Origin of the sequence: Helicobacter mustelae (assembly GCF_900476215.1) — a bacterium.
In the GTDB taxonomy this organism is placed as follows: domain Bacteria; phylum Campylobacterota; class Campylobacteria; order Campylobacterales; family Helicobacteraceae; genus Helicobacter_H; species Helicobacter_H mustelae.
This window is the reverse complement of sequence record NZ_LS483446.1, coordinates 834,439-847,918: the sequence shown is the minus strand read 5'-3', so window position 1 is coordinate 847,918 and position 13,480 is coordinate 834,439. Positions and strand designations below refer to the sequence as shown.

At 41.8% G+C, this 13,480-nt stretch carries 10 protein-coding genes and 1 tRNA gene; 4 read left to right on the top strand and 7 right to left on the bottom strand.

The genetic code is table 11. The annotated features are described in order from the left end of the window. Nucleotides 1-45 precede the first annotated feature (45 nt). From ndk to DQN48_RS03975, 3 genes are all read right to left on the bottom strand, one after another. On the bottom strand, nt 46-459 hold the full coding sequence (gene ndk / locus DQN48_RS03985) for a nucleoside-diphosphate kinase (protein ID WP_013023074.1): 414 nt from the start codon (nt 457-459) through the stop codon (nt 46-48). A 37-nt stretch (nt 460-496) separates the two neighbouring features. Beyond that, nucleotides 497-573: transfer RNA gene (locus tag DQN48_RS03980), tRNA-Arg, on the bottom strand. A 29-nt stretch (nt 574-602) separates the two neighbouring features. Next, complete coding sequence (locus DQN48_RS03975) at nt 603-884, bottom strand: HU family DNA-binding protein (RefSeq protein WP_013023073.1); 282 nt, start codon at nt 882-884, stop codon at nt 603-605. A gap of 354 nt (nt 885-1,238) precedes the next feature. Here DQN48_RS03975 and gap point away from each other — a divergent pair, with 354 nt between their 5' ends. The 4 genes from gap to DQN48_RS03955 all read left to right on the top strand — a co-directional run bounded on the left by gap (nt 1,239) and on the right by DQN48_RS03955 (nt 5,312). Beyond that, nucleotides 1,239-2,216, top strand: a complete 978-nt coding sequence (gap, locus tag DQN48_RS03970) for a type I glyceraldehyde-3-phosphate dehydrogenase (protein WP_013023072.1) — start codon at nt 1,239-1,241, stop codon at nt 2,214-2,216. A 193-nt stretch (nt 2,217-2,409) separates the two neighbouring features. Next, the gene (locus DQN48_RS03965) at nt 2,410-3,615 is read left to right on the top strand and encodes a phosphoglycerate kinase (protein ID WP_013023071.1); all 1,206 of its coding nucleotides are present in this window, start codon (nt 2,410-2,412) and stop codon (nt 3,613-3,615) included. After that, the gene (gene corA / locus DQN48_RS03960; RefSeq protein WP_013023070.1) at nt 3,612-4,571 is read left to right on the top strand and encodes a magnesium/cobalt transporter CorA; all 960 of its coding nucleotides are present in this window, start codon (nt 3,612-3,614) and stop codon (nt 4,569-4,571) included. The genes DQN48_RS03965 and corA overlap by 4 nt, the downstream gene beginning before the upstream one ends. Continuing rightward, nucleotides 4,572-5,312, top strand: a complete 741-nt coding sequence (locus tag DQN48_RS03955) for a TerC family protein (RefSeq protein ID WP_013023069.1) — start codon at nt 4,572-4,574, stop codon at nt 5,310-5,312. A gap of 945 nt (nt 5,313-6,257) precedes the next feature. Here DQN48_RS03955 and DQN48_RS03935 read toward each other — a convergent pair. From DQN48_RS03935 to gatC, 4 genes are all read right to left on the bottom strand, one after another. Next, the gene (locus DQN48_RS03935; protein WP_013023067.1) at nt 6,258-7,427 is read right to left on the bottom strand and encodes a glycosyltransferase; all 1,170 of its coding nucleotides are present in this window, start codon (nt 7,425-7,427) and stop codon (nt 6,258-6,260) included. A gap of 183 nt (nt 7,428-7,610) precedes the next feature. Beyond that, entirely contained in the window at nt 7,611-11,471 is a 3,861-nt protein-coding gene (locus DQN48_RS03930) for an Eco57I restriction-modification methylase domain-containing protein (RefSeq protein WP_013023066.1), read from the bottom strand. Between the two features lie 962 nt (nt 11,472-12,433). Beyond that, nucleotides 12,434-13,087, bottom strand: coding sequence for a phosphatase PAP2 family protein (locus DQN48_RS03920; protein WP_041913122.1), 654 nt, complete (start codon nt 13,085-13,087; stop codon nt 12,434-12,436). 2 nt (nt 13,088-13,089) lie between these two features. Further along, nucleotides 13,090-13,371 carry an Asp-tRNA(Asn)/Glu-tRNA(Gln) amidotransferase subunit GatC gene (gene gatC, locus DQN48_RS03915; protein WP_013023062.1) on the bottom strand — a complete coding sequence of 94 codons (282 nt, stop codon included), beginning with the start codon at nt 13,369-13,371 and terminating at the stop codon, nt 13,090-13,092. Nucleotides 13,372-13,480 lie beyond the last annotated feature (109 nt).

Genomic DNA, 13,480 nt, shown 5'->3' with positions numbered 1-13,480 from the left:
CTTCATTAACAAAGAGGAGGAAAATCAATTTCTCTTTGATTTTCTTTAATGAATCTCTCTTTTGGGAAAGAAGAAATCAATTTCAATTTTTGCGTTTTCTAAGCTATCGCTTCCATGCACTGCATTGGCATCGATACTCTCGGCAAAATCCGCTCGAATCGTACCTTTTTGGGCTTCTTTTGGATTGGTAGCACCCATGAGATTGCGATTTTTGCCCACTGCATCCACACCTTCTAAGATCATCACCACGACAGGGCCGCTGGTCATGAACTCCACCAAATCATTAAAAAAAGGCCTTTCTTGATGGACTGCATAAAATCTCTGAGCGTCCTCCTTGCTAAGCTGCACTTTTTTCATTGCTGCAATGCGCAACCCACTGCTTTCAAATCTATCGACAATCTTTCCAATGACATTTTTTTTAACTGCATCAGGTTTAATGATTGATAATGTTTGCTCCATGGAGTCTCCCTAATATGAATAAATTGATAAAGTTATGTGGTATCCTCGGCGGGATTTGAACCCACGACCTTACGATTAGGAATCGTACGCTCTATCCAGCTGAGCTACGGGGATAAATTTCCTCGAGGATGAGGAAATCTGGCTTATTTTTTGGATACGAGATCTTTTAGACCTTTGCCAGGCTTGAACTTTGGCACGAATCTATCAGCAGTTTTATAGCTTTTATCACTGCCAGGAACCTTTCCTTCTTTTCCTTTTTGCAACACGGTTTCAAACTTACCAAAACCAACCAGCTCAACACTCTCTTTTTTTGTAAGCGCATTCTCTACCGCCTTTACAAATGCATCGATGGCCACCTCCGCATCTTTTTTTGTAGCATATGCTCCAGCTTCTTTTACCAAATCAACAAATTGTGCTTTATTCATGATTGGATTCCTCCCGTGTATGATATTAGGATGTTTCTGTTTCAAAACACGCGCCATTTTACTTATTTTTTTTTCAAAAATCAAGCATATGGGCGCATTTCTTGGGTTTTTGGGAATTTTTTTCCTCGATAAAGTCATTAATAATAGAGTATAATCATCGCAAAAATTTCTACAGAAAAATCCGCCAAAAAATTGGATGGATTGTGGTGAGAAAATTCTCTCTTTTAAAAAATTCTCGCCCCTGTATCCTGTATATTGGGTATATTAGATAGGTATTAGGAAAGTGATTGCTAAGGCTTAGCCATCAAAAGTTAAGCCTTAAGCAAAGATAAACCCAAGCAAGAAAGGAAGAAAATGAAAAAAGTAGCAATAAATGGAACAGGCAGGATTGGAATTTGTGCAGCAAGAATCATAGGAAGGCGCATGGATATGGAGATTGTTGCTATCAATTCCACCGCAGACATCGACACCCTGCTACATCTCATCCGCCATGACTCCGTGCACAAGGGCTATGATGCGCACAAAATCGACGAAGAAACACTTCGCATCGGCAATAGCAAAACTGTCAAAATCCTTAGCAATCGCGACATTGCACAATTGGATTTTTTGGACGCTGAGGCTGTGATTGAGTGCACTGGCAAATTCACCGCCCTGCACAAAGCTAGCGCGCATCTCAAGGGAAATATAAAAAAAGTCATCATCTCAGCAGCCGCAGAAAATACGCCCACCTTTGTTTATGGTGTCAATCACACACAATACCAAGGCCAAGACGTCATCTCCAATGCTTCGTGCACGACCAATTGTTTAGCCACCATCGCTCTTGTGCTGCATCAAAATTTTGGCATTGAGAGTGGCTTGATGACTACAGTGCATAGCTATACCAACGACCAAAATCTGCTAGATGTCAAACACAAAGACATCCGCCGTGCAAGAGCTGCTGGCATGAATATGATCCCCACAAGCACAGGTGCAGCCAAAGCCATTGGTCTAGTCATGCCAGAGCTCAATGGAAAACTCAATGGCACTTCTATACGCGTGCCCACCCCTGATGTGAGTATTGTGGACTTGACTGCCAATCTCTCCAAAGCCATCACCAAAGAAGTTATTCACAATGCCTTTGAAGAGGCCCAAAATACCTATCTCAAAGACTTGCTTTTTGTTGATCATGAGAAATGTGTCTCTAGCGATTTCATTGGATCAAGCTATAGCGCCATCTTTGTGCCCGATCAGACCTTAGTACTTGGCAATTGTGTCAAGATCTTGGCATGGTATGACAATGAGATGGGTTACTCCCACCGCCTTGTAGACATGTGTGCGTACATGCTAGATTAGAGTGCATTCATCGCATCAATTGACTAGTTGCAAGGGGTGCGAGGGCTTTGGTGTTATTTTGCATTACTCGCCTCTGATTGGCATGATCCCCAATTACAATATGCAACAAACTGCAATGGAATTTGGGGAAATTCGCTTAAAAGAAATGCTTGAATTCTGCTAAAATTCCAGCAAAAAAATCTAAGGAGGAATGATGGTAGCTGGAATCAATTTCATGCAGAAAACAAGGAGCATCAAGGATGTGGATGTTTCCAATCAGCGCGTTTTGATCCGTGTGGATTTTAATGTCCCCATGGATAAAGATTTTAATATTTCTGATGATACAAGGATCAAAGAAGCGTTACCAACAATCAACTACTGCATCGATAATCACGCCAAAAATATCATTTTAGTAAGCCATCTTGGACGCCCAAAAAATAGAGAAAATAAATACTCTCTTAGGCATATCCTCAAGCGTCTGGAGCGTTTGCTGGATAGAAATATCGCCTTTGCTGAGACGCTTGAACAAGTCAAAGAACTCCAGGAAAATACAAACAACACAGTCATCCTCCTAGAAAATATCCGTTTCTATCCAGAAGAAGTACAAAATGATGATGCATTTAGTCAAAAGCTTGCAAGCCTTTGTGATGTATTTGTAAATGATGCTTTTGGTACGAGCCACAGGAGTCATGCTAGCACCTATGGAGTGGCCAAATTTGCCAGGCAAAAAGTCGCTGGCATCTTGCTAAAAAAAGAAATCCACTCTTTTGCAAAGGCATTGGACAATCCAGCCAAGCCCGTGCTGCTCATTATTGGAGGCAGCAAGGTAAGCTCTAAGCTTTCTTTGCTTCATAATATCTTGAATGTGGTAGACAAAATCATCATCGGCGGGGCTATGAGTAATACCTTTTTGAAGGCACTGGGTTATGATATGCAAAAATCCTTTGTAGAAAATGGCTTGCTAGAGGATGCCAAGCACATCTTAAAGCTTGCTGCACAAAAAAAAGTAAAAATTTATCTGCCTGTGGATGTGGTGGCCACAGATGATATAGAGAAGCAAAATTTCATCAAAACCTGCCCTGCCCAAGACATTCCCCAGGATTTCATAGCAGTGGATGTGGGGCCTGCGACTACCAGGCTTTTTAGCCAAGTGATTCGTGCAAGCCACACCATCATCTGGAATGGCCCACTGGGAGTCTATGAAGAGACTCGATTCTCACGCGGGACCTTTGCCACAGCCCATGCCATCAGTGACACCTATGCCTTTTCCCTGGTGGGTGGAGGAGACACAGCTGATGCAGTAGATAGGGCAGGAGAGCGCGAAAATATGAGCTTTATTTCTACTGGTGGGGGCGCATCGCTAGAATTATTAGAAGGTAAGATTTTGCCTGCATTTGAAGTATTGGACAAAAAAGAATGATGAATATTTTTATCAAGAGGAACTCTTTTGTTGCTAGGGAAAGTTTTAGTGGGATTAAAAAAACGCATTTTGAAGATGAGGTGATTTTATGGATCGATCTTTTGCATCCCACTTTTGAAGAGGTGGCCTATATTGCCAAAACCTATAAGCTAGACATCCCCACCAAAGAGGAGCGCGAAGAAATCGAGCAGAGCTCTCGTTATTGGGAGGATAGCACAAGCATCACCATCAATAGCTTTTTTTTGATGAGTTCTGCAAAGCTGGAACTCCACAATGAAACCGTGACCTTTCTCCTCTATAATGGCATCTTGTTTACCATCCGTTATGGGGATTTCAAAGTCTTTGATGAAATCCAAAAACGCGTGCTCGCAAGTCCCAAAAATTTTGAAGATGGCTTTGATGTCATTAGCAAGATCTATGAAGTTCGCGTAGAAAAAGATGCAGATATGTTAGAGGAAGTGGGATGGGAGACCAAAATCCTGCGAAAAGAAGTTTTTGACAAAGATCAAGGGGATTACACCAACATCCTCAAGCGTCTAAGCAATCTCCAAGAAATCAATATGAGTGTGCGAGATTCCCTAGCAGACAAGCGCCGCGCCATTACCGCACTGCTCAAAAGCGACAAAATAGACATGGATATCAAAAAAAATCTCAATATTGTTTTAAAAGACCTCAATTCCTTGATTGAATTTACCACTGTGAATATGAATATTTTGGACAATGTGCAAAGTCTCTTTACCAATCAGATTAATATCGAGCAAAATAAAATCATCAAGCTTTTTACTGTGGCTACCATGGCCATGATGCCCCCTACTCTCATTGGTACCATCTATGGCATGAACTTCAAAAATATGCCCGAGTTAGACTGGACGCATGGATATCCCTTTGCCATTGGAATTATGATCATTTCCACCATCCTACCTGTGATCTATTTCAAAAAAAAGGGCTGGCTCTAAATGTGGCTGCTTGATCCTCAGACATGGGGGGTTTTGGGGATTTTAGTCATTCTAGAAATCGTGCTAGGGATTGATAATCTTGTCTTTCTTTCCATTATCACTGCCAAACTCCCCCACACAGAGCAAAAAAAGGCCAGGATGCTGGGGCTATTTTTTGCCATGTTTAGCCGCATTGCCCTGCTCTTTTCTATCGCTTGGATCATCACACTCACCCATCCCCTCTTCCCTATTGCTAGCCTTAGTTTTTCTGGCAAGGATATCTTTTTGCTTTTGGGAGGGATCTTTCTCATTTACAAAAGTCTTGCAGAGCTCAAAGATATGAAGCTAACCCACAAGGAGGAGCACGCTGCTTTTGAGGATGGGAAAAAATCTAGTTTTTGGCTCTGCGTGCTGCAAATCACCATCCTAGACATTGTTTTTTCTCTAGATTCTGTGATCACTGCTGTTGGCATGCTTCAAGATATCTTAAGTAATGCCAAGCATATCACTTTGCTTGCCACTATTGCCATCATCGCTAGCGTGGCGGTGATGTTCTTTGTCTCAGGGGCGATTTCGCATTTCATCAATCGCTATCCCGCAATCAGGATCCTAGCATTTTGCGCGCTCTGTCTCATTGGCATGAGTCTCATCGCTGATGCACTCCATTATCATTTCTCCAAAAATTCTATTTATTTTGCCATGCTTTTTGCCTTTGTGGTGCAGTGCATCCTCATCTACAAACAACATCACTCTAGCCGCTAAAAATACCATTAAGAGCTTTAAGGCTAGGATTACGATGCTTGAATGGGTTTGCTTTTTTCTCTAGTTTGCCGCAAGCGTGTTTCCTGCGGGGGTTTTTCCCCAATCCCCTGTGCGGGAGATACTTTTTCCCTCTATCCCCCGAGAGGTTTCTTTTTTCCGCCTATCACGTGGGCTGCTTTTTCCCCTCGATGACTCGAGGGGCTTTCTCTATCCCCTGCGGAGAGTCTCTTTTTTTCTTTGACAAGGGGGAGGGGCTTAAATATGCAAAGTCGCTCCCTCCCCCTTATAAATCCCCCACTCCGACACGCTCTACTTTTTACCGTGGGCAGTTGCCCACAGAGATTTTTCAAATACTTTTTTCTTGCGCTCTACTTGCGCTAGGCTTCTCGCCCGCTTCGTGGTGCAAAAAAAGAGAACTAAGGAAGCAGAAGTGCTTCCACCCTTTTTTTGCTAGAAGTGGAAAAGCGAGGCTCTCCTCTTCTTTGCCAAAAAAGCGGCGGCATTTTTTGGGGAGTGCAGCGCGCAGGCGGTGCACGGAGCGGGGAGGAGTTAAAGCCTTTTTTGCGAGAAAAGCCTCTTGGGCTTATCGAGAGAAAAAGAAAAACCCGCTCAAGCTATTCGAGGAAAGAAAGCCCACGCAAAGGGGGTGGAGAAAACGCTGCTTGAGTCATCGAGAAAGCCACTTACCCTAAGCGAGGAAACAAAAACAGCGCTAAGAATGAGAAAAAAAGTTTTTTTTAAAAACCCCAGGCACCACCCCCACATGATGGAGAGAATTGCTAAAAACCCTCACTGAGGGCGTGGGGTGCACGGGAGGGAGGAAAAAAGCTCGGTGAAAAAAAAGGGGGGGGAAGGCATTGAAATCCTGCTTACTTTTTTCAATCCCTCTAAAAAATCCTCTACAGACAAGCACAGCACATGCACAAAAATTCTAAACATCAATCCTTATGCATTGATGCGATCAAACAAGGCAGGCTGATCGCGAAAATCCCTGATTGCTTCTTCATACAATCCCAGGGTTTCTTCAATACTTTTGTCTAGAGAATACTGCAGCGCAGACTCTGCATATTTTTGCTTATAGGCTAGCAACTCCTTTGGATGCTCGATCCAATAGGTGATCTTATTGCTTAAATCTGCAACATTATTGACCTCAAAAAGACTTAGAGGATCGAGGGCAAATTGCACCGTAGCGCTTGTCTCTGAATCTGCGATTACAGGCACCACTCCAAGAGATATGGCCTCAAGGCAAGAAATTGCCTCGCTCTCTACCTTTGCTGCATGCACATAAAGATGCATTTTTGCGAGTTTTTCAAGCAATGCGCCATTATCGATAAATCCAAATTCTGGCTTATTGATAAGCAGCTTATTGCAGAGATTTTTGAGATATTTCTCCCGCGGCCCCACACCATGCAAATGCAGTTTGATTTTATCGGCATAGGGATTTTTTGCTATGGCCTTGATGATGATGTCTTGCTTTTTTTCTTTGGAAAATCTTCCCACTGAAGCGATGTGAAAAAAGGAGTCTTCATAAGGATCTGCCATCACCCTATCCCCACCAAAAAAGCCATTGCTAATGGTGTATTTTTTGCCTCCATAATTTTCCCTTTGGAGTTCTTTTTCGATGAATTTACTCGGGCAATGGATGTGATGGGTGTAGCGATAAAAATGCTTATAAAATCTTTTGAAAAGATAGGTATTAAACCAAGAAAAATTCATATTCATGTTGTAGCTGATATGCTGAGGCTGGACATGAAAGGCACTGATATAGGGGATACGAAGGCTTCTGCAGAGATGCATCCCTGCAATCTCAAGTGCAAAGGGCATATAAAAATGCACGATATCACAGCCCACCACAGCAGATTGCAAAACCTCCAAATCAGGAGCGCCAAAAATCATATGCTGTTTTTTAGAAACCTCTGTAACGATGGGGATATATCTCTGCTTCACGGGATAGAGCTTGAGATCCTCCTCATCGCTCATACTCTTGCTTACATTGCAGGCTACGATGCGAACCTCATGCCCCTTTTTGACAAATTCTCTTGCGAAACGAAAAGCCGTCATAGAAGTGCCATTGCTTCTATCATTGTAGCTATCAATTACTATTCCGATGGTCATTTTTTCTCTTTCTTCATTGTGATATTTGGGATGCTTTGCTCTATTTTTCAAACAAAACCCTTGATTCTAGCGCGCTATTCTTAATTTATAGACATAATGATAAGATTTTAGAGCTAAGCTGTGATTTTTCAAAGAAAATAAAAAAGCATAAGAAGTGCATTTGTAAACCAAAAAGCACAAAACTTATTCCCACATGGCTTTGAGACAGGCGATGGTGTGGGGTTGTTTGCTCTGCAAGACTTTGAAAGACTCCAAAAGATAGCAAAACTCCTCTTTATCTAATCCATAGAGCTTGGCGATCGTGATATCTTGCTTTGCCTTTAGCATGTCATAGGCTTTTTGGGTGCTTGGGATCTCACTGCCATCTACGCCTAGTTCTTTGGCTAGTTCTTCAAAATGCGCCTTTTTGTCATTATAAAGCTGCAAGAGCAGGGCATTTTTGGCGATGGAGAAATAAACTGCATTGTCTAAAATTTCTCTATCATCTGGCTGGGGGAGCGGGATCCGCTCTAAGTAAGTTTTATTTACATTGATTTGTATCATGCCTCTTGCGATAAAATCCACCACCAAAGAGTTAAAAATCCCTAAGGCAAAGCAGATTCTTAAATGGCTCACTTTATGATGAGTGATTTGATTATTTTCTAACTTATATTCTTTGGGTATATGTTGCCACATATTTTCACCACAACCAACATTCTTTGGCAAAAGCGAAAAAATCAATGTTCGCTCATCCGTATCCCTGGCAATTTTTCTATACCCCAAGCGATAAAATTCTCTTTCATAGACTAGGAAAGCATCTTCTGCTTCCTCTTTGTCTCTCTCTGGATACAGCGATGCCAAAAGTCTCTCATATGCTTTGTGATCGATGCCTAGATCCTGCTTCAAGCGATAGATCTCCTTGCTTCTGAGTCGCTTATCAAAATCCGCAGTATTTAAAAAATATTGTGGCTTAGCAAACTCTGCGTGAAATTGATGGATCATCTTGCCCTCATAGAGCGGCAATAAGCCTGGCTCATAAGCCTCTAGAAACAAATCTTTATCCAATGTCATATCTAATTCCCTGCGAAAATCAAGCCACTGCAAATCCAGCGGGGCAAAGGCACTATAGCATTTGGCCAAGATCTCTAGATCCCTCTTGCCTCGCACTTCTTGCAGGGCGAGTTGCTTGGGGCTTAGAGCCTTGATATCCTGCAGAGTAAGCGGGATTTTGTTTGCTTCATTATAGATTTCTTCAATGCTTGTTTTATAAAACATTGTTTGCATCATGTGTCTTGGCTCTGACTTGGCATTGACTACCTGCATCAAAGCAAATTTATAGCTACGATGAACGTCATTAAATACCCCCTCTCTGTTTTCAAAGCTATAAAAATACACAAGGCTTTTGTTTTCTAAAATCTCTTTGCGCAAGGCATAGCTTCCCTCTTCTAGCATCAAAGCACTAGGCAGGACATAATTTAGGCTCGCATTAGGAGCCAAGAGGGAGAGATTTCGCTCGACAAAAAAGCGAAACAAGTTGCCATCTCCACTGCCAGCATTTAGCGGAAAATGTGCTTTGTAATAGGTATTTTGCGCATCTATGAAGGCCTTTGTCTCTTGATATTCTTTTTTGATATAGCTTTTAGCCAGTAGATTTTCTTGCACCTCCTTTTTCTCACTATTTTTCAGAGTGCGGTAGTTGCTCTGATATTGCGGGAAAAAATCTGCATCACTAAACTTTGTCTCATCCCAGGGTGGATTGCCTACAATGGCCTGGAATCCTACAAAACTATCATTTTGGACAATTTCAGGGAACTCAATCTCATAGTTAAAAAAAGAAAACTTCCTAGCATAGCCATGGATAGCTTGCCTCAAACTCTCATATTCTTTGGCGTCACAGAGAGCCTCCATATCATCACTTCTACTAAGCTCTAGCCAGAGCTTTTTTTCCTCTGCATTCATGAAATCTCTTGCATTCAGCGCATTGAGGTAGAGATTGAGCTTTTCTAATGTAGGGAGGATCTCCTCTCTATAGAGCCTTTTGCTCTCTTTGATTTCACTCTCTGTAGTGTCTTTGATAGAATCTAGCTTGACAAAAACCTCACTTAGATCCTTGAACCTTTGCAAAAAATGATCAATAAAGAGGCTTTGGCTCTTTTGTTGCAATGTATGCAAGTAATCTTGAAATTCCTCTATGCTTGTGCCAATGAGGGCATTGCCGCATTTGATATGATGCTCCAAAAAGCTTAAAGGCGTGCCAAAGATGAAGCTATCAATCCAAAGGGAGAGCTTAGTAAGCTCGATGCTAAAGGGATTGAGATCCACTCCAAAAATCACGCGCTTAAGCAGGAGCCTTTTTAAAATATCGCTTTCATCGGCTTCATAGCCCTCTATATATTGCGTGATATTTTTTTGCACGCTTTGCTTTTCTTGTTCATAGAGATTTTTTAACGCAGGGAAGGATTCAAAATCCTCTTGGATGATTGAGGTGATGGCTTGCAATGCAGTGATGAGAAAATGCCCACTTCCACAGGCATTATCTAAGATCTTGAAATGCAGGATATTGGAATCATTTAGCCTATCTTTTAAGGCGGATTGAACTAAGAATTTTGTAATGGATTCTGGCGTATAAAAGCTTGCGGTGCTTTTGCGAGAATTGCTGGTGTTTTTGAGATAGATCTGCCCTTTTTTGTACTGCTCGGTGCGGTGGATTTTGCAATCTTTCTGAATCTTTGCCATATCATAGCTATCAAAATAACCCTCAATAGAGCTAGTTTTGCCTCCTTTTTTGGGTGCATACACAAGATAAAAAATCTCCTCCTCTGCTCTAGCAAAAAAATAAGACAGCAGCCCCTCATAAATCGTGCCCAGATGTGCGACACTCAAGGTGCGATAATCGCGCCTAAAAGAGTTGTTTTGACTTTGGTAATTGAATAAAGAATCTAGAATGGAGAACAAAACCTCATCATCAAAGATTTTGGGAGTTTTGAGTAGCGGGGCATTGGCCTCATCAAAAAGCCCACCATTAAAGATGGGCATATCCAAATTGGGATTGCCCTCATTGTAGATCCTAAAAATCTCTTCTAGTCGCACAAGTCCCAAAAAAGAATTTTGCTTTTTGTCTTGAGCTTGCAGCTCTTCTAGCAGCCTATAGAGACTCATTTTGTCTTTGAAAGTGGAATGCAAGGAAAGTAAGCAATCGAATTTATCTTCAAAATAGGCGATAAAAAGCAGGCGAAAAACAAAATAAAGCGTGTTTTGATAGATGTCTGAAAGTTTTGCATCAGGATTTCTCTCATAGATACAAGAGCCGATTTTTTCAAACAAAGAATCCTTGCCATTGATCCCATAGATGAGGGATTGGAGATCATCTTCTATGGCGATTTTGGATGATGTGTTTTTTTCTAGGATTTGATTCAGGCTGCTTTGGCTTGCGGGAGTTTTGGTGAAATTGCTCGCACGAAAAATATGATAGAAATAGTGAAAGTCTTCTAGCCCTCCTCTCTCTAGCAGCTCTTCTAAATGAATTTCATAAAAGATTTTTTGGCTACTGAGCTTAGAATTATCATAAAATCTCCAGACCCTGCCATTGCTAAGAAATCCAAAATCTAGCTTCAAACTGCTTAGATAGCGCAAAAGTTGGAAATGGGGATTGTCTTTGATTTTTTTGTTGTCCACTTCTACATGATAGGCCTTAGATTCTAAGATCACAGAAATAAATTCATTGCTAGCCCTTCTCTCTTCTTTTGGGATTTTTAAATATTGCTCTTTTGCTTCTTTACTTGCAAAAAGCAAGAAATCTGGTTTATCCAGCTTTCCTTGGATGATTTTTTCCTCTTGGCGGATTACTTCCCAGCCTAGGACCTCAAGCACTTTGGAAATGAAATCATCTTCGAATTGATGTTCATTTTGTCTTTGGAATTTTTCTTTTTGATAGAGGGCTTTGATGGCTTCAAATGCCTCTTTTGCCTGCGTGGCATTTTTCTCAAATTCATAGATTTGTGGAAAATCTATCAATAGGGTGTAGCTTGTGAAGAGATTGTTATTCAAAAAAGGGAAATTATGCATAAAACCTCGCTTTCTTTATTTTCATTTGATTTTAATTTGTTTTAGACGCCTAGTTGATTTTGAGTGCGGCTTTTCTCTGGTTTTAACGCGCTTGGGCACTTTCTCAAAGTTTTTATTGGATTTTTGGAAGCATTTATTTTAGTTTATTTCTGCGCATTTTTGGTGCAAAAAAACACAAATGCGCGCGGAGCATTCTTACCGCGCAGTACGCGAGGTGGTCAGGGAGTAGATCAAATTACGCCCCCTGGCAAGGATCTTACTGCACTAAATCCAACACATTTTTCTTCTATTACGCAAAAGACTTATTTTTTTATTGCACCGTTTTAAAGAAACGCTTTTTTTCCATGGCTGCTAGGGCGTTTTTTTCTCTGCAATAGCCCCAGAAGGGTTTTTTCCTCAATAAACGCAAGACTTCTTTCCTCGCTTATCTTGCGCTGTATCACCGCCTGTGCTGCAGTCTCTGTATTTCCCCTCGATGACTCGAGGGGGTTTCTCTATCCCCTGCGGGGGTTGCTTCTTTTTCTTTGACAAGGGGGAGGGGCTTAAATATGCAAAGTCGCTCCCTCCCCCTTATCCATCCCCCACCCCTACATGCTCTACTTTTTTCGCAGAAGCTAACGCTGTCTGCAGGGAAATTTTTCAGAATGTTTGAAGCTATTATAAGACCACTAAGATGACGAGTCCTAATCTCTCGCCCACTTCGTGGTGCAAAAAAAAGAGAACTAAGGAAGCAGAAGTGCTTCCGCTTTTTTTTGCTAGAAGTGGAAAAGCGAGGCTCTCCTCTTCTTTGCCAAAAAAGCGGCGGCATTTTTTGGGCATAAGAGGAGCGGGGAGGAGTTAAAGCCTTTTTTGCGAGGGAAAGAGGCCTCGAGCTTATCGAGAGAAAAAGAAAAACCCGCTCAAGGAGTGGAGGGGCGTTATACAAATAGTGCAAAGAGCGCTAAAACTCTCGCGGAAAAAAGCTAAAACTTGTGAAACCAAAGATAAAGCCCCATAGAACAACACGACCAACCCATGCCAAGCAAAAACCCTCCTAGCACATCTGTGGGATAATGCACCCCAAGATACACCCGATCATACATCATCAAAAAAATCCAAAAAAGTAAAAATACAGCGCCAGCTGTTTTTGCGCGCGTGCTTGCTTTGGAAAAACACAGCAAAAAAGCCAACAAACCATAAAAAAGCGCGGCTGCTAGGGCGTGGCCACTGGGGAAGCTAAAGCCATGGGCTAGATACAGCTCCCCATTGGTGGCAGGCCTTGGGCGCTGGAAAATGTGTTTGAGTATTTTTAGTGCGATTTCACCAAGCAACACACTGGAAAAAAACCACAGCCCCAAAGCTAGGCGTCTTTGCAACACCCACCAAAGAGCAATCAGCAGAGCTATGGGAGCGATGAGCTTGGATTGGGCAAACCAAGTGCTAAATTGCACAAAATCAAGCCACGCCCCAAAGCTCGGCGCAGGATTGCGCACAAGATCAAGGAAAAATAAATCCGTGCTTTGCACCCACTCTCTTCCCTGCATCACTCCAACTGCAACCAACCCCAGTAATGCAAAAAAAACAATTCCAATAGCCCACAGGATTGGGATCATCCTGCATGATTTTTGTGCCATCATGATTATTCGATGATTTTTGGCACGATGAAATATCCATCCTGTGCTTGTGGGGCGTGTTTGAGCACCTCTTGTGCTAGGGAGCCTTCCTTCTTAATCACATCTTGGCGCAATGGTGTGCTTTGGGTGTGATGGATTTCTATACCATCAGTATCCACATGTTTGAGATTATCCATGAATGCAGTGACATCGCTTAAATTTTTTGCGATTTGCTCTTTTTTCTCTTCTTCAATCTCTATCATTGCTAGACGCTGCAACTTTGCCAATAATTCTTCATCAAAAACCATTCAAATTCTCCAAAAAATTCTGGGATTATAGCATATTTTGCTACATTCTCCAAAAAAATTCTGGGATTATAGCATATTTTGCTACAATGAGGGCTTATGCAAGTGATGC